The sequence below is a fragment of the Pseudomonas chlororaphis genome (assembly GCF_001921865.1).
In the GTDB taxonomy this organism is placed as follows: domain Bacteria; phylum Pseudomonadota; class Gammaproteobacteria; order Pseudomonadales; family Pseudomonadaceae; genus Aquipseudomonas; species Aquipseudomonas chlororaphis_D.
On record NZ_MSCT01000010.1, the window covers coordinates 217,479 to 239,842 of the forward strand.

Genomic DNA, 22,364 nt, shown 5'->3' on the forward strand with positions numbered 1-22,364 from the left:
ACCCCGTCTGTGGTTCCGAAGCTTCGGAGAACTTGTTATTAGCTTCAAAGTCGCTTCTGGCGGGGTAATGAAGATGCATATCCCTCGGCCTTGCCGGGGGATTTTTTTGCCTGGAAACCGAGTGGCTGCGCAAATAAGCGGTCATTGGTATTTATAAATAGGCGTGAATTTATTTTGCTGGGTTTTAAGGATGCAGGGTCTTTGTAAGTTGGGAGGAAAGTTAAAACAGGGATGCTGGATTTCAAGTAGTAGGGAACTGTCTGTCAATAACCATAAATGACCCTTTTGAAAGGATTTGATGTCAGCATGATAAAGGATGCATCTGTTTCAATCGTGAGAATCCTGGCGCTGCATGGCCGGGGAAGTAATGGCGATGTGACGAGGATACAGTTGAAGAACCTCGGGTTGAACGAATCCGAGTACGAGGTTGTTTACGCCAATGGTCCGCTGCCGGTCGACGCGCCGGGTCCGGGCATGGACGATCTGCAAGCGTTGATTCCCGGCCCCTGGTATTCCTGGCTGCCTTGCGCCGACGCAATGACCGGGGAGGCGCTGGCCGACGCCCTCTGTGACGCGGTCTTGCATGTCCTGGCCATTATCGAAAACCAAGGCCCGTTCGATGGCGTTTTCGGTTTCAGCCAGGGAGGGGTGGTCGCCAGCCTGGTCAATGGTCTGCCGGGTGACGAGGCCTTGATGGCGGCGTTGCAGAAACGCGCGGGCCGCTTCGTTGCGCTTCCATCGCAGAACGGGGCGATTTTTCGCGCGGCGCTCATGGCCTGCGCGGGAGCAGGGTTGCCGCTGGCCGAGCTGCGTTCGCGGGCGGGGCTGGGCCCGGTTCCGCTGTCGTCGTCTCGGAGCATTCACCTGATCGGGCGCGAAGACGCCTATAAACCCTGGTCGGAATCCCTCGCCCTTGCTCTGGACTCCACGCAGGCAGAGGTCTTTTATCTGGCCGGTGGCCACGCCATCAACCCGTTGCCGCGGGACCACACCGAGCTCGGCGATCTCTTGCGCCGCTGCCTGGGCCGCAGCGGGAATGAGCCTGATCTCGCCCTGCCTGGGCTGGAGTGGCAGCCGTCCAGCGCTCGCAGTTCCCGCGCGGTGGCCCGCGACGTGCAAGTGGCGGCGGTCAAGCTGGATACGCAAGGTTTGCCGCAGACCATTGTCGAGATGCTGGCAGCTCAACCGGCCGACGCGCCTTTGTTGCGCCTGGCCAGGGAGCGCGACGCCCGAGTGGCGACCACTTACGGCCAGATGCTTGCGTTCTGCCAGCCCGGTGGCGACGGCGACCTGCGGCGGCTGGGTGTACAGGCCGGCGAGGTGGTTGCCTACCTCGCGCCGCCTGGAGGCAGCGCTGCGGCGGCCGTGGCGTTTCTGTCCATCGCGGCGCAGACCTGCGCCGTGCCCTTTGGCGCGACGATGAGCGAGGCCGATGCCCGCTCGGCGCTGGCGCAGTACGGGGTCAAGCACATGGTGCTGTTCGAGGACGTATCGGCCCCCGGGGTGCGCACCGCCTTCGAGGGGTATGCGCGCAGCGGCCAGGCCCGCTTGCACCACGCGTGTCAGCGCGGAACCGAGGCTCCCGGCCTGTTCCGCTACGGGCCAGCGATGGCGGGGTTCCAGGACCGGCCGGCGCTGGTCAATCCGCCGACCGCGCACTGCCTGCTGCTGCGCACCTCGGGCAGCACTTCCGTGCCCAAGGTGGTGCCGCTGCGCCAGCGCGACCTGGTCTGGAACGCCGCGATCCTGGCCGATGGCATCGGCATCGACGCCCGCGATGTGACGTACAGCGTCATGCCCCTGGACCATATCGGCGGGCTCAGCGCTTCGATCCTCTGCAGTGTCGCGGTGGGGGCCTCGATCACCTGCGAAGGCCTGTACAACCCGCAGGGGATGGTGGAAGCGCTGATGCATTCCAACCCCCAGCCGACCTGGTATTCGGCGGTGCCGACCATCCACAACGCCACGGCACGCTACCTCCAGGACGATGCGTCAACCTGCCTCGACCCGCAGGGGCGCTGGCCGGGCCACAGGCTGCGGGTGATCCGCTCGGGAGCCGCGGCGCTCAAGGAAGCGGATCGCCTGGCGCTGGAGCGGATCTACGGCTGCGAGGTCGTCGCGACCTACAGCATGTCCGAGCAGATGCCGATTTCCCAACCGCCCAGGCACCCCACGGCAGGGGCTCGCCAGCCGGGCGCGGTGGGGGTGCCGGTGACGGCTTCCCTGGCGGTGGTCGATCCTGTCACGTTGCGGCCGCTGCCGTTCGGCACGGCAGGGGAGATCGCGATCTCGGGGCCGAGCGTGTTCACCGGCTACCTGGACAATCCCACGGCCGACCGGCAGTCGCGTTTCCTGTTGCAGTCGCCGGAGGACGGGCGGCTGCATACCTGGTTCCTCACCGGCGACCTGGGCGAGATCGACGCCGACGGCACGCTCTGCTTGCGCGGCCGCCTCAAGGAACTGATCAAGCGCGGCGGGGAGCAGATTTCTCCGTTCGAGGTGGAAAACGCCCTGACCCAGCATCCGTGGGTCAATACCGCCGTGTGCTTCCCCGTTCCATCGGACCTGTACGGCGAAGAGGTCGGCTGCGCATTGGTCCTGGAGCCCGCCATCGTCGGCCAGGCCAGCGAGTCGGAGGTGGCCAGGGAAATGCGCGCGTTCCTGCGGCAACAGGGCCTGGCGCCCTATAAATACCCGGCGTTCTTGAAGCAGGTCGCCGACGAGGAATTGCCCAAGACGCCCAGCCGAAAGTACCTGCGCAACGGGTTGGCACAGGTCCTGGGCCTGGCGCCCCGGCTTGCCGACAGCCCAGTGGAGCCGGCTACCGTCGCGGTCTCGCGCCAGCCGCCAACGGTGCTGGCGGAACCGGCCCAGGCCGGCCCGAAGGTGGATTGGTCGACCCTGGCCGGGTTCCGTTTCCTGCTCGCGTGCTACGTGATGTTCATGCACATCGGTTCGGAGCAGTCCTGGGCCGCCTTTGCCAACCTGCGCCAGTTTCCCTGGCATGTGCATGCCTTTTTCGTGGTCGCGGGGTTCTCGCTGGCGGTCTTCATGCCGGCCCTGATCACGCGCAAGGCGGCGTTCTTCTGGGCGCGCGTCTCGGCGATGTATCCGCTGTATGCCGTGGCCTTGCTCTTCGCGCTGATCAATCTGTTGCCCCATTGCCAGCCCTCGACGTTCTCGGCGTTCTTCCACTGGAATGCGCAACCGGGCGACGCCGATCGATGGTTTTGCGAGGGAACCCCGCTCTTGCCGGATTCGTGGCTGGCCAACCTGCTGTCGACGGTGGCGGTGTACCTGGCGGGGTTGTCGGCCACGCCGTTGTGGGGCGCCTCCTGGTTCATGGGGTTCTACCTGTGGTTCATCTCGATGTACTTCCAGTGCCTGGTGGTGTTCCCGGTCCTCTATAACGCGCTGTACAAGAGCCGCGGCAACACCCGGCGCCTGCTGTGGCTGACCGCCGCGGGCCTGGTGCTGAACGTATTGATCTTGCTGGGCTTCTGGTACGGCTACGCGGCCGACGCCACGGGCCATGGCTTCTTCGACCTGCTGACGGGCGAGTGGCTGGCCCCCGACGCGGCGCGGATGGCGGCGGCCGACCGGGACAATGCGGTGATGCTCGGCTTCTACCTGTTCGCGCCGTTCTGGATGGTGTACTTCGTCCTCGGCATGTGCGTCGCGTTCCTGTACGACGCCATCCGGCCTGCGGAGCAAGGTCGCGCCTACCGGTGGGGATACGTGGCGGATGCCATTACCTTGCTGGTCATTGCCTTCAGCGCGGCCCATGTTCTGCAGGGGTACATTCCCCATGGTGCCGCGGTCGCCCAGGACACCTTCTTCCTGCGCCCCTCGGCGGCCGACAGCGTTGCCGACCCGGGCATCGTCCACCGGATCTGGGACGAAATAAACTCGCGACTGTTCGCGCCCATCACACTGCTCTGGGTGTTTGCCCTGAGCACCGGACAGGGCCTCACCGCAAGAATCCTGCGGCTCAACCCGATCTCCCAGACCCTGGCGCCCACGGCCTATGCCTGCTTCCTGTTTCACCAGGTCGTCGGCCAGTGGTACTACGCGGCGACGCGCCACGGCGAATGGTGGAACTGGTGGAGCTACCGCAAGGACTTCTACTGGTTCAGCCCGCAACCGGTTCCCGTGGAGTGGTACGAGTACTTCTACGTGGTCGGGCTGGTGGTGATATTCGCCAAGCTGGTGCAGCCCCTCGAACAGCTGGCCAGGCGCGGTTTCGCCCTGGCGCTTGGGGCCCTGCAGAAGGCGAAGCCTGTGGCCGCGCTGCCCGAGGACACGCTGGGTGCGATACTGCAGATCGTCCAGCGGAGCACGGGCCTGGAGGCCAGGGCCGAGTGGAGTCTTGAAGAGTGCGGCCTGGCGTCGCTGGGCGTGGTCCAGTTCACCAACACGCTGCGGGCGCAGTTCTCCACGTCCGGTTGCATGCTCGTCTTGTCGGTGGCGAAGATCATGTCCGCCGGCGACATCCGCGAGATTGCCGCGATCGTCGAGGCCGCCAGGGACGAGGCCAGGCAGCCTCAAGACCGGGCGCTGCAGATGACGTGAGCGCGGGGCGGCCTTTGCCTTTGTGCGGGGCAAAGGCTGCTCCACAACCCCTGGTAACGCTGACGATCAGCGTGTGCGCGCAATGGCCTTGGTGATGGGTGAGTCGATGCGGGAAATCATAAGTCGGGTGAAAGAGGCGTTGCGGGCAGACCGGCCCTTGCCGTTCGCCGCGTACATATCGTTAAAGGAACAACGCATTTTGAATGCGCCGATCGCCAAGCCGCTGCTGATTGTGGTGCTGGCGGGCGTCAAGCAATTGGGGCGCGACGACGAGATCGTCTGCCCGACAGGCAGCTTCCTGTTCTTGTCCAACACCTCCAGCATCGATATGCGCAACATCCCGGGCGAGGAGTATTTCGCGGTGTTGATCGAGTTTGAATTCGCCGATTTCGACCAGTTCAAGCACCCCAGGACCAGCGACAAACGCTACGTTCAAGGCGTGCTGGACGAAGCCTTGGCGAAAACCCTGAAGCAGTACGTCGAATGGTCGGTGTTCGCGCCTCGGGAACTGTGGAGCTTTCGCCGCAAGGAGCTGCTCCAGCTGATCTACCTGTCCGGGCATGCCGAGGTCGCCAGCATCGTCGGCCATCCCAGCCTCAGCCATCAACTGCACGACATCATCAGCGAGCAGATTGCCGGCCACTGGAGCGTCGAACGCCTGACCGAAACGTTGGCGGTCAGCGAATCCACGTTGCGGCGCAAACTGAAAGCCGAAGGGACCACGGTCAAGTCGCTGGTGGACCGGGCCAAGCTGGGCCACGGCCTGTTCCTGGTGCAAATGACCCTGGAACCGATCGGGCGCATTGCCGAGCGTTGCGGGTATCAGTCGCAGTCGCGGTTTACCGACAAGTTCAAGCAGCTGTTCGGCATCACTCCGAGCGAACTGAGGAAGACCCGGATTCCCGACTAGCTTGCGGCCCGGCCCTGTCGGGCTTTGCCTTCCCGGAGCCGACGCCGCTCGCCATTCCTGCGTTCAACCTCCCTTCGAGCGCTACCCATCCGGTCGTTCCCAGGCCGCCCGTCGGCGAGTTGGGGATGGGCGCCGCCTGCCTGCCTTTGCGCAAACCCTTGCCGCGCCGCCCCGGACGCTTGCGGCGCCGCCTTCGTCGACCTGCCGGCCGCGCCCCTGGCGAATGAAGCTTTTGTGACAAAAGTTCGGTAGCACTTCGCCAGTCCCGTCATGGAGGTGTGACGTGCTTGAGGGGGCCTTCGGGCCACTTTTCTGAGCCGAGGCGGGACGCCGGGAGTGAGGTTATGGGGACTATGGAACGCTACGCGAAAGTGGGCATGCAGGAGCTGGACCAGCGGCTGTCGAAGATCGTCGAGGCCGCGCGCAAGAAGCCGGTGTCGGTCTATCGCTACGGCGCGCCGTGGGTCTGGATCGTTTCCCAGGATGACTGGCAGGGCGCCTTGAAGGAGGTGTCGAGCTACATCCCGCCTGGCCATTCGCTGGTGTTGCTGCGTCCGCAGATCGACGCCTTGCTCGACCAGCACCGCGACCTTCTCCAGGGCCTGGACCGCGAGGCCGGCATGCTCATCGCGCCGCGCACGGTGATGCACATCCTGCTGTTGCAGCTCCTGTATTCGGTGCCCGGCGAGCAGCAACTGTACGAGCAGCTCAATTACAACCTGCTGTTCCGCTGGTTCGTCGGCCTGGACCTGAACCAGAAGGTCTGGAGCCTCGGCGTGCTGAGCCGCGATATCGCCACGCTGCTGAACGATACGCTGGCGGTGCAGTTGATCCAGAAAATCATCGGCGAGGTGTTTTGCGGCGCCTTGCTGCACATGCCCGAGTTCTCGCTGAACTTCGCGCTGTTGCACAGCTGGCTGGCCAAGCACGCCACGCCATCGACCTTGAGCAATTGAAACGGCCAAACGCCGTACAGACGGCGACGGCGCGTTCGACGCGGTTGGACATTCTTGGAAATCTAGGGGGCGGTGTGGAGCAACTGTTCAAGACAGGGCGGCCGGTGTCGACCAGGCGCTGGCTGCCGGTGTGCGGCTGGCTGGCGCTGCTGGTGGCGAGCCAGCCGGTGTTGGCCGAGGAGGGCGGCCCGGCGGCAGGCGGCGCGGTCGAAGGGGGCGCGGCGCAAGACGCGGCAGCGCCCGCGCGGCTGGTGGACGTGAATGAGTACTTCGTGCGCGGCAATACCGTGCTCGATGCCCGGGCCATCGAAGAGGCGGTGTATCCCTTTCTCGGCCCGCAGAAAGCCCTGAGCGATATCGAGGGCGCCCGCGACGCCTTGCAGAAGGTCTACCAGGCCCGCGGTTACCAGTCGGTGTTCGTCGAGCTGCCTGAGCAGAAGGTCGAGGACGGCATCGTCTACCTGCAAATCAGCGAGACCAAGGTCGGCCGGGTGCGGGTGGTCGGCGCCAAGCATTATTCGCCGGTGGAGATCCGCGACGAGGTGCCGGCGCTCAAGGAAGGCGAGGTGCCGGACTTCGCCAAGGTCCAGGGCCAGCTGGCGGGGCTGAACAAGACGCCCGGGCGCCAGGTCATGCCGCTGGTCCGCGAAGGCCAGCGCCCCGGCACCATGGACGTCGACCTGCAGGTGGAAGACCAGAACCCCTGGCAGGCGAGCGTCGGCCTGAACAACGACTACAGCGCCGACACCAAGCACCTGCGGGCGGTCACCAGCCTGGGCTACAACAACCTGTGGCAACTGGGCCACAGCATTTCCCTGACCTATTTCACCGCCCCCGAGGACCAGGACAACGCCAAGGTCTGGTCCGGTTCCTACACCGCGCCGCTGAACGAGCGCTGGAGCCTGCAGTTCGCCGGCTACCAGTCCGACAGCAACGTCGCCACCATCGGCGGCAGCAACGTGCTGGGCAAGGGCCATTCCTACGGCCTGTCGCTGATCTACAGCCTGCCGGCCAACGGCAACTGGGCCAACTCGTTTTCCGTCGGTGTCGACTTCAAGGACTTCGAGGAAGAGCTGACCCTGGGCGGCGAGCGCGACACGGTGCCGCTCAAGTACGCGCCGTTCACCTTCGCCTACAACGGTTTCCGCTACACCGAGACCTCCCAGCTGGGCCTCGGCCTGAGCCTGGTGGCGGGCACCCGCAGTCTGTTCGGCTACGGCAGCTCGGATGAAGACTTCGACTACAAGCGTTATCGCGCCGACCCCAGTTTCGCGGTGCTCAAGGGCGACGCGAATTACACCTACACCTTCGCCAACGACTGGCAGAGCGCGACCAAGGCCACGTTCCAGCTGGCCTCGGGGCCGCTGGTGTCCAACGAGCAGTTCGCCGCCGGCGGCGCCACCTCGGTGCGCGGCTACCTGGCCGCCGAGCGCACCAGCGACGACGGCTACCTGCTGTCCCAGGAGCTGCGCACGCCGTCCCTGGCCAAGTACCTGGGCGGCTATGTCAACGAGTGGCGCTTCTACGCCTTCGCCGAAGGCGCGCGGATGTCCCTGCGCGACGAGCTGCCCGACCAGGAGGCCGACTACAGCCTGGCCAGCGTCGGCCTGGGCACTCGCGCCAGCTTGAGCAAATGGCTTTCCGGCAGCCTGGACTGGGGTTACCCGCTGCTTGACGGACCGAACACCCAGAAACAGGACTCGCGCGTGCACTTCAGCGTGCAGGCGACGTTTTGATCCTTCACGGAGTAACTTTCATGCAGCGCTTACTGATTTCCCTGTTGATCTGCCTGGGCTTCGTGCTCCCGGCGACCGCCCAGGCGTGGTGGCAGGACGACTGGCACTACCGCAAGCAGATCGCCATCGACACCACGCCCCAGGGCGCGGCGATCAATCAGGCCCTGGGCCGGACCGCGCTGCTGGTGCGCCTGCACACCGGCAATTTCAGTTTCGACGGGGTCAAGGAAGACGGCTCGGACCTGCGCTTCGTCAGCGCTGACGACAAGACTGTGTTCAACCACCAGATCGAAAGCTTCGACCCGCTGATGGGCATGGCCCTGGTCTGGGTCGACGTGCCGAACGTGGAAGGCGGCCAGCGCCAGGACATCTGGATGTACTACGGCAACCAGAAAGCCCCGGCGAGCGCCAACGGCCAGCTGACCTTCGACCCGAACTACATCGGCCTCTATCACTTCGACGGCGCCAACGGCACCCCGGCCAAGGACACCACGGCCTACGGCAACCATGCGCAGAACGCCACCGGCGCGAGCATCGACGGGGTGATCGGCCGCGCCTTGCAGTTCAACGGCCAGCCGCTGCTGCTGCCGGCCAGCCCGTCGCTGCAGCACAGCGCCGACGGCGCCTTCACCTTCAGCGCCTGGCTGCGCCTGGACCAGGCCAGCGGCGAACAGCTGCTGCTGGCCCGCCGCGAAGGCGCCAGCAGCCTGCTGGTCGGGGTCAACCAGGGCGTGCCCTTCGTCGAGGTCGACGGCCAGCGCGCGGTGTCGACCCAACCGCTCAACCCCGGGCAGTGGCAGCACCTGGCCCTGACCGCCCAGGGCAGCCAGTTGGCGCTGTACGTCAACGGCCGCGAAAGCGCCAGCCTGGCGCTCGCGCTGCCGGCGTTCAATTCGCCGCTGGCAATCGGCGCCGATCTGCCCGCGGCGACGGGAGCCGAAGCCAGTGCCTTCCTGCCGTTCGCCGGGGCCATCGACGAGTTGCGCCTGTCCAAGGTCGCCCGTCCCGCCGGCCTGCTGCTGGCCGATGCCGCGGCCCAGGGCGCCGAGTCGAAGCTGGTGGTGTACGGCGTCGACGAAGAACAGTCGGGCTTCGGTTTCGGCAGCCTGGGCTTTCTGCTCAAGGCGGTGCCGGTGGATGCCTGGGTGATCATCGCGGTGCTGGTGCTGATGATGTTCCAGTCGTGGATCATCATGATCCGCAAGAACCGCATGGTCAGCCGCGTCAGCAGCGCCAACCAGGCCTTCCGCGAGCAGTTCGCCCGGGTCGGCACGCGCCTGGAAATGTTCGCCGACGACCGCGAGCTGGCCCAGCTCCTGGAGCATTCCTCGCTGTGGCGCCTGTACCAGGTGGCGGTCCAGGAGATCCGCACCCGCCGCGCCCAGGGCGCCGACACCTCGTCGGTCTCGGCGGCGACCATCGAGGCCATCCGCTGCTCCATGGACGGCGTGCGCACCCGCGAGAACCAGCAGCTCAGCTCCAAGCTCTCGACCCTGTCCAACGCCATCGCCGGCGGGCCGTACATCGGCCTGCTGGGCACGGTGCTGGGGATCATGGTGGTGTTCCTCGGCACGGCCATGGCCGGCGACGTCAACATCAACGCCATCGCCCCGGGCATGGCCGCGGCCCTGCTGGCCACCGCCATGGGCCTGTTCGTCGCGATCCCGGCGCTGTTCGGCTACAACCGGCTGATCACCCGCAACAAGGAAGTCAGCGCCGACATGCGGGTCTTCGTCGACGAGTTCATCACCCGCCTGGCCGAGCTGCATGGCGCTGGCCAGTCCAGCGAAACCGCGCCGGCGCGTGCCCATAACGCCCCCGCCAACGCCGGCCTGCCGGCCTGAGGAGAAACGTCATGGCTTCTGTGAACGCCTCCCACGACGATGACGACGACGCGGCGGTCGACAGCATCAACATCACGCCCCTGGTGGACGTGCTGATGGTGGTGTTGGTGATGTTCATCCTCACGGCCACCGCCCAGGTCTCGGGGATCCAGATCAACCTGCCCAAGGCCAGCGCCTCGGTGTCGTTGTCCGAGGCCAAGACCAAGGCGATCTCGGTCAACGACGGCGGCCAGGTGTTCCTCGACGCCTACCCGGTGACCCTGCCGGAGCTGGAGGAACGCCTGCGCATGGAGAAGGCCCTGAACCCGGACTTCCCGGTGATCGTGCGCGGCGACGCCACGGTGCAGTACCAGAAGGTCATCGAGGTCCTGGACCTGCTGCGCCGGCTGGAGCTGTCCCAGGTCGGCCTGGTGACCGGCAAACCGAGCCAGGGCTGACCCATGACCGCACAACAACCCATCAACCTGCCGCCGCTGAAAAACCGTACCGCGCCGCGCCTGCTCAAGTGGGGCGCCGGGCTGCTGCTGGCGGCGGGCGCGGCCTGGCTGCTCTGGCAGTGGGCCAACGACATGAGCGGCGTGCGCCGGGAGGCGCCCAAGGTGCCGACCATCATCCCGTTGCCGCCACCGCCGCCACCGCCGCCGGAGAAACCCAAGGAGCCGGAGCCCAAGGTCGAGGAAAAGGTCCCCGAGCCGGAGCCGACCCCGGAACCGGAGGAGGTCAAGCCCGAAGAGGAAGCACCGCCGTCGCCGGTGGACGACCTGGCCAATCCGATGCAGATGGACGGCGACGCGCAGTCCGGCAACGACGCCTTCAACATCGGCGCCGGCAAGGGCGGCGGCATGGCCGGCTCCGGCGGCGGGCGCCTGGGCAACGGCACCTACAGCCAGTTCCTGGCCTTCACCTTCCAGCGCGTGCTGCGGGAAAACCCGGACCTGCGCAACCAGGCGTTTTCGCTGCAAACCGACGTCTGGCTGAGCGCCGTCGGCGAGATCACCCGGGTCGAGCTGGTCAAGTCCAGCGGCAACCCGCAACTCGACACCCAGGTGCTGGCCGCCTTGCGCGGCGCTCCGCACCTGACGGAACGGCCGCCGGCCTCCCTGACCCTGCCTGTACGCCTGTCCCTGCAAGGGCGGCGCCCGGGTTAACCGAACGATTGAGGCAAGTCTTGCCATAAGGAGTTGTGTGCAAATGATTTCCAACGTGAATCGATTGTCCCTGGCAATCGGCATGGTCATCGCGACCCTGGTAGGGCAGGCGGCGGCCGCGCCCGCCGGGCCTTCGGAAAACGCCACGATCAATCTGATCCGTTTGCTGGTGCAGCAGGGTGTGCTGAAACAGGAACAGGCCGACGGCCTGATCGCCCAGGCCGAGAAGGAGGCCGTGCAGGCACGCCAGGCCAATACCGCAGTGGCCGCGGGGCCGGCGGCGACGCCGGGGGATGTGCGGGTGCAGTACGTGCCGGCGATCGTCCGCGACCAGATCCGCGATCAGGTCAAGGCCGAGGTCATGGCCACCGCCAAGCAGGAGAACTGGGCCCAGCCCAATACCTTCCCGGAGTGGGTGTCGCGCATCAGCTTCGACGGCGACATCCGCCTGCGCGACGAGTCGCGCTACTACTCCGGCAGCAACAGCAACCAGATCGTCGACTTCGCCAAGCTAAACGACAAGGGGCCGTACGACGTCAACCCCAACAGCAGCAGCAACCTGCCGCCCTTGCTCAACACCCGCGAGGACCGCGAGAACCTGTTCCGCCTGCGCGCCCGGTTGGGCATGAAGGCGCAGATCGCCCCGGACTGGAGCGCCGGCATCCGCATCGGCACCGGCTCGGACAACAACCCGGTGTCCACTACCCAGACCCTGGGCGGCGGTTTCGGCAAGAAGGACATCTGGCTCGACCAGGGCTACCTGACCTGGAAGGCCACCGACGAGCTGACCCTGACCGGCGGGCGGATCGCCAACCCGTTCTTCTCCACCGACATGCTGTATTCCACCGACCTGAATTTCGACGGCGTGGCGGCGATCTTCAACCATAAATTCAACCGCGACTGGGGCGTATTCGGCACGGTCGGCGCGTTCCCGGTGGAGTACACCAACGACACCACCACCAGCAACGGCTTCGACAAGGAAGAGAGCGACAACAAGTGGTTGTACGGCGCGCAGATCGGCGCCAACTGGGCGATCAACAACAACCACCGGCTCAAGGGCGCGCTGGCCTACTACCGTTTCGACGATATCGAAGGCCAGCGCTCCGGTGCCTGCGAACCCTGGGCCGGAGCGCCGGGCTGCGACACCGACGGCTCGCGGGTGGCCTTCATGCAGAAGGGCAACAGCGTGTTCCTGCTGCGCGACATCACGCCCAACCCGGCCAACCCGGCCGCCACGCCGCAGCCGCAGTTCGTCGGCCTGGCCTCGGAGTTCAACCTGCTGGACCTGAACCTGGTATGGGACGCCGACCTGCCGGAAGACTTCAAGCTGCGCAGCCAGGCCAACTACATCCACAACCTGGGCTACGACGAAGGCGAGATGCGCAAGCGCTCCGAAGGCCAGATCGTCAACAACCTGGACAGCAGCGGCGAGCTGGAAAGCGGCGCCAACGCCTGGATGGTGCAGTTCACCCTGGGCAATAGCCTGGAGCTGGCCAAGCAGGGCGACTGGAACCTGTTCGCCGGCTACAAGTACATCCAGCCGGACGCGCTGCCGGACGGTTTCAACGATTCCTCGTTCCACCTCGGCGGCACCAACGCCAAGGGCTATTTCATCGGCGGCAACTACGGCCTGGCCAAGAACGTCTTCGCCACCGGCCGCTGGCTGAGCTCCGAGGCGGTCTACGGCGCGCCGTTCGACATCGATGTCTTGCAGCTTGAAATCAACACGCGCTTCTAGGGCGCAGGGGTGCATTGCTATGAAGAGCGACCGGATGAATAGGCGAGCCAGGGCAGGGGGTTGCCTGTGGCTGACCCTGGGCGTACTGGCGGCCAGCGGGGCCAGTGCCGAGGGCATGGAGGAGCGCCTGCGCACCCAATTGCGCAGCACCACCCAGCAGTTGCAGGCGTTGCAGAGCGAACAGGCCCAGGCCGGCGCGGCGCGCGTCGCGGCAGAGAACCAGGCCAGGGAGGCCCAGGCGCAGGTCAAGCAACTGACCGCCGAACTGGCCAAGGCCCGCGGCGTGGCCGAGCAATTGGCCGGCCAGCAACAGAACCTGCACAGCCAGGCCCAGGCACAGATGGCCGCCAGCAGCGAGCAGATCGGCAAGTTCAAGAAGGCCTATGACGAGTTGTTGGTCATGGCCCGTGCCAAAGAGGCCGAACGGGCTAAGCTTCAGGCGCAATTGAGCGAACGTGACACACAAGTGCAGCAATGTTCGGTCAAGAATCAGCAGATGTATGGCGTGGCCAAAGAGCTTCTCGCGGCCTATGAAAAGATCGACGTGGCCGAGGTCATGAAGATCCGCCAGCCCTTCGCCGGCGGCGCCCGGGTCAAGTTCGAGGAACTGGCCCAGGGCTTTGGCGACGACTTGTACAAGACCCAGTTCGATGCCCCGCGGGCAGCGAGCACTCACTGACTATCAAGGATGAATCGAGCATGACCGAACAACAGCAATTGATCGCCAGCGTCACCCCCCACAGCCTCACCGAGCTGCTGCAAGGCGCCGGCTACCGGGTCAACCAGACCGACCAGAACGGCGTCGTGCAACTGCTCAGCGCCAGCCAGGGCATCGGCTACGCCGTGCGTTTCGGCAACGCGGCAGCGCAGCAGGGCAGCTATGTCGACTTCACCTTCAGCTGCGCGCTGCGGGTCCAGGGCGAACTGCCGGCGGGCCTCGCGGAGCTGTGGAATGCCTCGCGGCGTTTTGCCCGGTTGTCGTTGCAGGGCGAATTCCTGGTGATGGAAATGGATGTGGTGGTGGCCGGGGTCGGCACCCAGCACCTGCGCAGCCAACTGGAACTCTGGGACCGGCTGTTGCAGGAATTCATCGTCTACCTGCGCGACTACAGCCAGCATGCCGCGCGCTTGCAGGCCCAGGCCGACGCGCCTGAGGCAACCGCGCCTGAGGCAACGCCCGAGGCCGCTGCCGAGGTGCCTGCGCAGTGAAGAGACCAAGCCTGATGGTCGGCGCGGGAGCGCTGGCCCTGGTGGCGCTGGCGGTGTGGCTGGGCGGGCGCCCGGGTGGCAGCGATCCGGTGGCGGCGCAACAGCGTGCGGTGGCGCTCGCCGGCCAGGCCGAATCCGCGCCCGCGGTGGCGCGCCTGGGCAACCTGCAAGTGGCGCCGGAGGAGCTCAAGGCGCTGCTGGCGGCGTTGCCCGAGGCGTCGCGGGAGCAACTGCGGGGCAATCGGCCGGCGCTGGAAAGCTGGATTCGCGCGCGCCTGGCGGAAAAGGCCGTGCTCGAACAGGCCGACGCCCAGGGCTGGCGCCAGCGTCCGGAGGTGGCCTTGCAGACCCGCGCGGCCACCGAACAGATCGTGTTTCGCGACTACTTGCAGTCGGTCAGCCAGGTGCCGCCTGGCTACCCCAGCGAGGCCGAGTTGCAGCAAGCCTATGAGGCCGGCAAGGCGCAGTGGCAGACCCCGGCGCTGTACCGGGTCAGCCAGATCTTCCTGGCGGTCGGCGACCCGCAAGCCCTTGAGGCGACGCGCAAGCAGGCCCAGGAACTGAGCAAGAAGGCCCAGGCGGCCCCCGGTGAATTCGCCGCCCTGGCCAGCCAGTATTCCCAGGACCCCGACAGCGCCCGGCGCGGTGGCGATTCCGGCTTGCAGCCGCTGCAGCAACTGCTGCCCGAGGTGCGGGGCGCGGTGGCGCGGCTGAAGGTCGGTGCGGTGTCGGACGCGGTGCAGAGCGCGGCGGGTTTCCATGTGCTCAAGCTGACCGAGCAGCAGCCGGCCCGCGCCGCGACCCTGGACGAGTTGCGCGACCGCCTGACCCAGGCCCTGCGGGCCCAGCGCCAGGAGCAGATCGCCAAGGCTTACCTGGAGGGCATGCTCGACACCGCGACCTTGAGCATCGACGGGGCGCAGTTGAACAAGGTGCTGGAGGAGAAGCTGTAGATCGCTATCGCGAGCAATCGAGCGTCGACCGACTGCTCCTTCAGTCGTTCGCATTTCCCTGTAGGAGCGAAGCTTGCTCGCGATAGACGGCAACGCCGTCAAACATGCAATGGATGCAATCACCCACACGACAGGGAGTCACCCATGTCCTTTCTGGAACCCGCCCCGACCTCGGGCATCACACCTTACCTCGCCCAGGCGGAGCCTCGGGAAGCCTGGCTGGCCCTGGCCGCCGGGATCGAGCCGGAGCTGGCCCAATACTTCCTGGTCACCGCCCGCTGCGGCTGTTTCATGCAGGCCGCGCGCAGCCTGAACATCAAGTCGACCCTGCTGCGCAAGCAACTGGCGCATCTGGAAGCCCAACTGCGCCGCTCGCTGTTCAGCTTCCAGGGCAGCGCCCTGAGCCTGAGCCGCGAAGGCCAGCAGCTCAAGGCGCAGCTGGTCGCCCTGGCCCACGAGCGCACGCTGCCGGTGCTCGAGCAACCGCTGATCCGCCTGGCGGTGGCCGAGTCGATCCTCCACGACATCCTCGGTCGCGACCTGATTTCCCTGCTGCGGCGCAACGCCAGCGTGCGCCTGGAGATCATCTCCATCGACAGCGAACTGTCCTTGCGCGCCTTGAGCGCCGATGTGGTGGTGTGGCTGGGCGGGGTGGATTCGCCAGCGCCGGGGCCGAGCTTCGTCACCGGCACGCCGCAGCCGCTGGTGCGCCTGGACTACCTGCCGCATATCGCCAAGCGCTACTCGCGGGTGGCGGCGCGCCCCGACAGCGTCGGCGACCTGGCCGACTACATGCTGGTGCAGTGGCAGCAGGACCGTCAGGTCGAGCAACTGCGGCCCTGGAACCAGTTGGTGGAGCAGCGCCTGGCGGGCGTGGTGCAGGTGCATTCCTACGAACTGATGCTGGAAATGATCCGCTGCAGTGCCTGCATCGGCCTGCTGCCGCACTACATGAGCCGCTTCGACCGCGGCCTGACCGCCTTGCCCGGGCTGTTCGACGAGGCCATGCCGCGCCAGGTGTGGCTGGCGGTGAATGCCCAGGCGCAGCACGACGCCGAGGTGCGGATGCTGGTGGAGCTGATCCTCAACACCTTCGACGAACGCGGCGAGTGGTTCGAATAACGGCCGGGGTTGTTCTGTAGGAGCGAAGCTTGCTCGCGATAGACCGCCCCGCGGTCGCTCTGCCTCTGGCCAGCGTTTCCGCTGGCGTTCTACACTCGACGGCCGTCCCGCAGCCATCAAGGAAGACCCATGTCCGTCGAGACCCCGGCCATCAGATGCCGTTCCAGTCCACCGAGGTCTGGCGCCAGCGCCTGGCCCCGGACAACGAACGGCGGGTGGCCCTGGTGGCGCTGCACCAGGGCACGGTGATCGGCAGTTGCAGCATCGAACAGTTCTCACGCATCCGCCGCGCCCACTGCGGCTCGGTCGGCATGGGCGTGGCGGTGGAGTGGCAAGGCCAGGGCATCGGCAGCCGCCTGTTGGCGGCGGTGCTGGACGTGGCGGACAACTGGATGAACCTGCACCGGGTGGAACTGACCGTGTTCGCCGACAACCAGGCGGCCCAGGGCCTGTACCGCAAGTTCGGCTTCGAGGACGAAGGCCGGCTGCGCGCCTACGCGGTACGCGACGGCCAGTACGTCGACGTGCTGAGCATGGCGCGGCTGCGCCATATGCCACACGCCTGAGTTGCCTCTGATCTTGTAGCCGCTGCCGAGCCCCAGCGAGGCTGCGATAGGTCCGAAGGACCTCTGGCGTCCGTGAGATCGCCGCGCCCGTTCCGGGCGATCGCAGCCGCGCTGGGGCTTGGCAGCGGCTACAGGTTTTGTGCCGGTGCGAGGTCAGCGCTCGTTACGATCTCAATACCTCTCCATCTTTCCATCCAGGGCAAAGTCCACCGCCGCCCGCGCATGCAGCTCGGTGGTGTCCAGCAGGGGCAGCGGGCTGTGCTCGGGTTTGAGCAGCAGGCCGATTTCCGTGCAGCCTAGGATGATGGCCTGGGCGCCGCGGGCTTGCAGGGCCTGGATCGCCTGCTGGTAGCGCTGGCGCGAAGCGGCGCTGATCACGCCGACGCACAACTCGTCGTAGATGATCCGGTGCAGGGCCTGGCGGTCCTCGGCGTCCGGCACCAGGACCTGCAGGCCCTGGTCGGCCAGGCGTTGCTTGAGAAAATCCTGCTCCATGGTGAAGGCTGTGCCCAGCAGGCCGACGGTCAGGGTGCCGGCGGCGAGCGCGGCCGCGGCGGTCGGGTCGGCGATGTGCAGGAAGGGCAGCGCCGTCGCCGCCTGAATCCGCCCGGCGACCTTGTGCATGGTGTTGGTACAGAGCACCAGGCACTCGGCGCCGCCGGCCTCCAGGCGCTGCGCGGCATCCCGCAGAATCTCTGCCGCAAGGTCCCAGCGCCCGGCGTGCTGGGCCTGTTCGACAGGCCCGAAGTCGACGCTGTACATTAGCAACCGCGCCGAGCGCAGCGGTCCGAGACGGTCCCGGACCTGCTGGTTGATCAGGCGGTAATACTCGGCGCTGGACTCCCAGCTCATGCCGCCGATAAGGCCGATGGTACGCATACGCAGCTCCTGTTGCCGACACCATTGAATGCTGAGAGTGTCTCGTGACGCAGCCCCGCGATCTATCAGGAAATTTCACATGCCCGCCGTACTGAGCCGCACACTGCTGGACGCCACGCTGGAGCTGCAATTGCTGCCGCGTGCGGCCTACAGCGCGCGCGATCCGTTGCAGTGGCAAAGCCTCGGCGTGACCCTGGAGCGGCAGACGGGCGTGCACGCCATCGGCAGCGACCGCCGCGAGGATTTCGACAGCTGGCCGGGCACCCTGGCCCTGACCCCGGCCGGGGTCGAGGTGTTTTCCGAGTCGCCGCAAGGCGGCGAATACCTGCTGTTGCGCTGGCTGGCAGAACCACCATCGCGCGCCGCCGGGGCGCGTCGGCAGGTGTCCGGGCACGCCCGCGCCCTGGCGTTGGGGCACCAGGCCCGGCGGCTGTTGCTGGCGCCGGCGGGCGATTCGCTGGCGCTGGAGGAATGCGCCTTGCAGTTCGCGACGCTGGCCGCTGGCGAAACGCCTCGCCAGGCACCTGGGCGTGGGGCGTTCGGCCGGGTATTGAAGCTGATCGATGAGCAGTACGCCGAGCCCCTGTCGCTGCGTGACCTGGCGGCCTGTTGCGGGTGCACGGAGCTGCGTTTCCTGCGCGACTTCAGCCGCGCCATCGGCATGACGCCCCACGCCTGGCTGGTCGAGGTTCGGGTCCAGGCGGCGCGCCGGCTGATCGAACGCAGCGACCTGCCGCTGGCCGCCATTGCCCTGGAAACCGGCTTCGCCCACCAGTCCCACATGGGCAGCGCCTTTCGCAAATGCCTCGGCCTGACGCCCAGCCAATACCGCGCTGCCCAAGCCCTGTAGCCGCTGCCGCAGGCTGCGCAAGGTCCGCAGGACCTCGGCGGTCGTTAGATCGCCGCGCCCGTTCCGGGCGAACGCAGCCTCGCTGGCGCTCGGCAGCGGCTACAGGTTTGTATCGGTTGGGGGGGCAAGGCGCGGCTCAAACCTCCAGGTTGCCCCAGCCGGGCCTGGGCTCGACGGGCTCCGGCGCCACGGCGTCGATCTTCTTGCCGGTGGCCAGTTCCACCCGGCGTGCCACTTCCGGGTCGTCGGCGAAGGGGATCAGGCTGGCGTCGTCGAGGCTCTTGGCGGTTTGATGGCGCAGGCAGTAGCCGATGCTCAGGTAGAGGAAGGTCACGCCGAGCAGGTCCAGGGCGATTTCGATCATCGGGGGCTCCCTATAAAAGGCAGGGCGCGGGCCAGGAGCGGCCCACGCGGAGTGCTGGAGCAATCAGGCGATCTGCGCTTCGCTCGCGGCCAGGCGCGGGTCGGCCACGCGCACGGTGCGCCAGGTGTTGTAGGCCATCAGCAGCATGCCGCTGAGGAAGAACACGCCGCCGGCGAAGCGCACGATAAAGCCTGGATGGCTGGCCTGCAGGGCCTCGACGAAGGAGTAGGTGAGGGTGCCGTCGTCGTTGACCGCGCGCCACATCAGGCCCTGGGTGATGCCGTTGACCCACATCGAGGCGATGTAGAGCACGGTGCCGATGGTGGCCAGCCAGAAGTGCGCGTTGATCAGGCCGATGCTGTGCATCTGCGGCCGGCCGAAGACCTTGGGCACCATATGATAGACCGCGCCGAAGGTGATCATCGCCACCCAGCCGAGGGCGCCGGCGTGGACGTGGCCGATGGTCCAGTCGGTGTAGTGGGACAGGGCGTTGACCGTCTTGATCGCCATCATCGGCCCTTCGAATGTCGACATGCCGTAGAAGGCCAGGGACAGCACCAAAAAGCGCAGGATCGGGTCGGTGCGCAATTTATGCCAGGCGCCGGAGAGGGTCATCATGCCGTTGATCATGCCGCCCCAGCTCGGGGCCAGGAGGATCAGCGACATCGCCATCCCTAAGGATTGCGCCCAGTCCGGCAGGGCGGTGTAGTGCAAATGGTGCGGGCCGGCCCAGATGTACAGGGTGATCAGCGCCCAGAAGTGCACGATGGACAAACGATAGGAATACACCGGGCGCCCGACCTGCTTGGGCACGAAGTAATACATCATCCCGAGGAAACCGGTGGTGAGGAAGAAGCCCACCGCGTTGTGGCCGTACCACCACTGCACCATGGCGTCGGTGGCGCCGGAATACACCGGGTAGGACTTGAACCAGTCCACCGGGATCGACAGGTGATTGACCACGTGCAGCATGGCGATCACCAGGATAAAGGCGCCGAAGAACCAGTTGCCGACGTAGATATGCTTGGTCTTGCGTTGCACCACGGTGGTGAAGAACACGATGCCGTAGACCACCCAGACCACCGCCATCCACACCGCGCCGGAGAATTCGATCTCGGCGTATTCCTTGGTGGTGGTGTAGCCCAGCGGCAGGGTCACCAGCATGACCACGATCACCGACTGCCAGCCCCAGAAGGTAAAGGCGGCGAGCTTGTCTGAGTACAGCCGTACCTGGCAGGTGCGCTGTACCGCGTAATAGCTGGCGGCGAACTGCGCGCTGCCGGCGAAGCCGAAGATCACCAGGCTGGTGTGCAGCGGGCGCAGGCGGCCGAAGCTGGTCCAGGGCAGGTCGAGGTTCATCTCCGGCCACACCAGCTGGGAGGCGATCCACACCCCCATGGCCATACCGATTACGCCCCAGGCTACGGTGGCGATGACGAATTGGCGCACCACCTGGTAGTTGTAGGCCGGTTCCATTGTTGCTGTGCTCATGGTCAATGCTTCCACGGTTGCAAAGGCTTGCCAGGCCACCCGGCCTGGCATGCTGCGCACTGTAGAAAGCCTGGAAGAAACAAAACAGACTCAGAAAAAACACATAAATACGGATCAGATTTACCGCCTGCCTGCGTAGGTCTGCGACCTGCTGATACGGTTTTTTAGTTTTTACCTGAATCTGTAACGCTCTGAGCCGTAGGTCCATAGTCACCGCCACACCAAAACCCCCGGGTTACCCCTGGTATGCCTGTAGCCACTGACTCGCGTAGCGAGTCAGTGGCTACAGGCATCGCGACGGCATTCAGGGATGGGATCGGGGTCAGCACTGATGAGGCCGTGACATGTATCACTATGACGAGTACGACCGGGCCCTGGTCTTTGAGCGGGTGGCGCAGTTTCGCGATCAGGTCGAGCGGTTCATGGCCGGCGCGTTGAGCGAAGAAGAATTCCTGCCGCTGCGCCTGCAGAACGGCCTGTACATGCAGAAACATGCCTACATGCTGCGGGTGGCGATTCCCTACGGCACCCTCAGCGCGCGGCAGATGCGCACCCTGGCCAGCATCGCCCGGGACTATGACCGCGGCTACGGCCACTTCACCACCCGGCAGAACCTGCAGTTCAACTGGATCGAACTGGCCCAGGTGCCGGACATTCTCGAGCGCCTGGCGGAGGTCGAGATGCATGCGATCCAGACCTCCGGCAACTGCGTGCGCAACATCACCACCGAAGCCTTCGCCGGGGTCGCCGCCGATGAGCTGATGGACCCGCGGCCGTTGGCGGAAATCCTCCGCCAGTGGTCGACCATCAACCCGGAATTCCTGTTCCTGCCGCGCAAGTTCAAGATCGCCATCTGCTCGGCCCGCGAGGACCGCGCGGCGATCATGATGCATGACATCGGCCTGTACCTGTACCGCGACTGGCGCGGCCAGATGCTGTTGCGGGTCATGGTCGGCGGCGGCCTGGGGCGCACGCCGATCCTCAGCCAGCAGATCCGCGACGGTTTGCCGTGGCAGCACTTGCTGTCCTACGTGGAAGCGGTGCTGCGGGTCTACAACCGCCACGGCCGGCGCGACAACAAGTACAAGGCGCGGATCAAGATCCTGGTCAAGGCGCTGGGCATCGAGGCCTTCGCCAGGGAAGTGGAGGAGGAGTGGCAGCACCTCAAGGACGGTCCGGCGCAACTGACCGAGGCCGAGTACCAGCGGGTTGCCAGCGCCTTTGTGCCGCCGCTCTATGAACGCCAGCCCGCCACCGATATCGACTACGGCAGCCGCATGGCCGAGTTCCCGGCCTTTGCCCGCTGGGTCGCGCGCAACGTCCAGCCGCACAAGGTGCCGGGCTACGCCTGCGTGGTGCTCTCGACCAAGCCCGGGGCCGCCGCGCCGCCGGGCGACGTGACGGCAACGCAGATGGCGGCGGTGGCCGACTGGGCCGAAGCCTTCGGTTTCGGCGAAATCCGCATTGCCCACGAGCAGAACATCGTCCTGCCGGATGTGCCCAAGGCGGCGCTCTATGCCTTGTGGCGGCTGGCCAGCGACCAGGGCCTGGGCAGCGCCAACGTCGGCCTCTTGACCGACGTCATCGCGTGCCCGGGCGGCGACTTCTGCGCCCTGGCCAACGCCAAGTCGATCCCTATCGCCCAGGCGATCCAGGCGCGCTTCGACAACCTCGATTATTTGCACGACCTGGGCGATATCAGCCTGAACATCTCCGGCTGCATGAACGCCTGCGGCCACCACCACATCGGCAATATCGGCATCCTCGGCGTCGATAAGAACGGCAGCGAGTGGTACCAGGTCACCCTCGGCGGGGCCCAGGGCCGGGACAGCGCGCTGGGCAAGGTGATCGGGCCGTCGTTCAGCGCCGAGGAGGTGCCGCAGGTGATCGAACGCATCATCTCGACCTTCGTGCGTTACCGGGAAAGCGAAGAGCGCTTCGTCGATACCGTGCAACGGATCGGCCTGGAGCCGTTCAAGGAGCGGGTCTACCCGAAAGTGCTGGAGGCACAGCCATGAACCAGGAG

The 22,364-nt window shown here is 66.1% G+C and carries 17 protein-coding genes and 1 pseudogene; 15 read left to right on the forward strand and 3 right to left on the reverse strand.

All coding sequences use genetic code 11. From position 1 onward, the window contains the following. Positions 1–306 precede the first annotated feature (306 nt). From BTN82_RS13405 to BTN82_RS13465, 13 genes and pseudogenes are all read left to right on the forward strand, one after another. Positions 307–4,572 carry an AMP-binding protein gene (locus BTN82_RS13405; RefSeq protein ID WP_075119594.1) on the forward strand — a complete coding sequence of 1,422 codons (4,266 nt, stop codon included), beginning with the start codon at positions 307–309 and terminating at the stop codon, positions 4,570–4,572. 199 nt (positions 4,573–4,771) lie between these two features. Beyond that, the gene (locus BTN82_RS13410; protein ID WP_261792966.1) at positions 4,772–5,482 is read left to right on the forward strand and encodes a helix-turn-helix transcriptional regulator; all 711 of its coding nucleotides are present in this window, start codon (positions 4,772–4,774) and stop codon (positions 5,480–5,482) included. A 353-nt stretch (positions 5,483–5,835) separates the two neighbouring features. After that, positions 5,836–6,438, forward strand: coding sequence for a transposase (locus tag BTN82_RS13415; RefSeq protein WP_075119595.1), 603 nt, complete (start codon positions 5,836–5,838; stop codon positions 6,436–6,438). A 74-nt stretch (positions 6,439–6,512) separates the two neighbouring features. Beyond that, the gene (locus BTN82_RS13420; RefSeq protein ID WP_075119596.1) at positions 6,513–8,174 is read left to right on the forward strand and encodes a ShlB/FhaC/HecB family hemolysin secretion/activation protein; all 1,662 of its coding nucleotides are present in this window, start codon (positions 6,513–6,515) and stop codon (positions 8,172–8,174) included. 20 nt (positions 8,175–8,194) lie between these two features. Beyond that, the gene (locus tag BTN82_RS13425) at positions 8,195–10,018 is read left to right on the forward strand and encodes a DUF2341 domain-containing protein (RefSeq protein WP_075119597.1); all 1,824 of its coding nucleotides are present in this window, start codon (positions 8,195–8,197) and stop codon (positions 10,016–10,018) included. A gap of 11 nt (positions 10,019–10,029) precedes the next feature. Then, positions 10,030–10,455: an ExbD/TolR family protein gene (locus BTN82_RS13430; protein ID WP_009048781.1), complete on the forward strand. Its 426-nt coding sequence runs from the start codon at positions 10,030–10,032 to the stop codon at positions 10,453–10,455. Between the two features lie 3 nt (positions 10,456–10,458). Next, positions 10,459–11,166, forward strand: a complete 708-nt coding sequence (locus tag BTN82_RS13435; RefSeq protein WP_075119598.1) for an energy transducer TonB — start codon at positions 10,459–10,461, stop codon at positions 11,164–11,166. A gap of 43 nt (positions 11,167–11,209) precedes the next feature. Next, positions 11,210–12,904: a putative porin gene (locus BTN82_RS13440; protein ID WP_075119599.1), complete on the forward strand. Its 1,695-nt coding sequence runs from the start codon at positions 11,210–11,212 to the stop codon at positions 12,902–12,904. Between the two features lie 34 nt (positions 12,905–12,938). After that, positions 12,939–13,583, forward strand: a complete 645-nt coding sequence (locus tag BTN82_RS13445; RefSeq protein ID WP_075119600.1) for a DNA repair protein — start codon at positions 12,939–12,941, stop codon at positions 13,581–13,583. Positions 13,584–13,603: 20 nt separating this feature from the next. Further along, positions 13,604–14,113, forward strand: coding sequence for a YbjN domain-containing protein (locus BTN82_RS13450; protein ID WP_075119601.1), 510 nt, complete (start codon positions 13,604–13,606; stop codon positions 14,111–14,113). Further along, positions 14,110–15,066, forward strand: coding sequence for a peptidylprolyl isomerase (locus tag BTN82_RS13455; RefSeq protein ID WP_075119602.1), 957 nt, complete (start codon positions 14,110–14,112; stop codon positions 15,064–15,066). Before BTN82_RS13450 ends, BTN82_RS13455 begins: the two co-directional genes overlap by 4 nt. 144 nt (positions 15,067–15,210) lie before the next feature. Beyond that, a complete protein-coding gene (locus tag BTN82_RS13460) occupies positions 15,211–16,188 on the forward strand; it encodes a LysR family transcriptional regulator (RefSeq protein WP_075119603.1) in 978 nt (325 codons plus the stop codon). 152 nt (positions 16,189–16,340) lie between these two features. Then, positions 16,341–16,754 (forward strand): annotated as a pseudogene (locus tag BTN82_RS13465) (GNAT family N-acetyltransferase); the annotation flags it as partial. A gap of 171 nt (positions 16,755–16,925) precedes the next feature. Here the strand turns inward: BTN82_RS13465 and BTN82_RS13470 are convergent. Next, positions 16,926–17,633, reverse strand: coding sequence for an aspartate/glutamate racemase family protein (locus BTN82_RS13470; RefSeq protein ID WP_075119604.1), 708 nt, complete (start codon positions 17,631–17,633; stop codon positions 16,926–16,928). A 79-nt stretch (positions 17,634–17,712) separates the two neighbouring features. Here BTN82_RS13470 and BTN82_RS13475 point away from each other — a divergent pair, with 79 nt between their 5' ends. Further along, positions 17,713–18,483: a helix-turn-helix domain-containing protein gene (locus BTN82_RS13475; protein ID WP_075119605.1), complete on the forward strand. Its 771-nt coding sequence runs from the start codon at positions 17,713–17,715 to the stop codon at positions 18,481–18,483. Positions 18,484–18,619: 136 nt separating this feature from the next. Here the strand turns inward: BTN82_RS13475 and BTN82_RS13480 are convergent, their stop codons facing one another. After that, positions 18,620–18,847 (reverse strand): hypothetical protein, encoded by a 228-nt coding sequence (locus tag BTN82_RS13480; RefSeq protein ID WP_075119606.1) that lies wholly within the window; start codon positions 18,845–18,847, stop codon positions 18,620–18,622. A 63-nt stretch (positions 18,848–18,910) separates the two neighbouring features. After that, on the reverse strand, positions 18,911–20,338 hold the full coding sequence (gene ccoN, locus BTN82_RS13485) for a cytochrome-c oxidase, cbb3-type subunit I (protein WP_075119607.1): 1,428 nt from the start codon (positions 20,336–20,338) through the stop codon (positions 18,911–18,913). 344 nt (positions 20,339–20,682) lie between these two features. On the opposite strand from ccoN, the gene BTN82_RS13495 reads away from it, so the two are divergent. Further along, positions 20,683–22,356, forward strand: coding sequence for a nitrite/sulfite reductase (locus BTN82_RS13495; protein WP_075119608.1), 1,674 nt, complete (start codon positions 20,683–20,685; stop codon positions 22,354–22,356). The last annotated feature ends 8 nt before the right edge of the window (positions 22,357–22,364 follow it).